The organism is Curtobacterium sp. MCBA15_008, assembly GCF_001865065.1.
Taxonomy (GTDB): Bacteria; Actinomycetota; Actinomycetes; order Actinomycetales; family Microbacteriaceae; genus Curtobacterium.
The window spans coordinates 1-404 of record NZ_MJGN01000053.1 but is presented as its reverse complement, the minus strand read 5'-3'; the positions used below and the strand labels follow the sequence as shown (position 1 = coordinate 404).

General features: G+C 52.5%; 1 pseudogene. It reads right to left on the bottom strand.

Features of this window, described 5'->3' with window-relative positions:
• Positions 1-177: 177 nt before the first annotated feature.
• A pseudogene (locus tag BIU96_RS20135) lies at positions 178-404 on the bottom strand (hypothetical protein); the annotation flags it as partial.

The window sequence follows — 404 nt, the reverse complement described above, 5'->3', positions numbered from 1 at the left end:
GAACCTCGTTGCATAACCATCTATCAACTAACCTGTGGCTGTTGGCGAACGCTCCTACGCTGTCGCTCCGGCACGCGGCAAAGCCAAGGCGTTATTCCAAAATCTTAATGTCCGCTTTGCGACCTCAGCATGCTTAAGCTCCCGGAATCTCGGCGACAAAAAAAGGTCCGCTTTTTATCAAGAACAGTCAGTCTGAAAAGGTCCCGCTTCTATCAAAAAAACGGACGTAGCCTCGATTTCAATTGAGGGCTCTGCCCTCTCGCCGCAAGCGGCGATTCGCCCGAGGTATTTAAGGACCAGCGATTTTATCGCCGGATTCTGGCGCACGGCGCTCTTTCCGATACCGATAGCGTTGGCGACTTCGCCACGGTTTAGCTGGCCCCGAAAGACGATTTGCTTTAAGT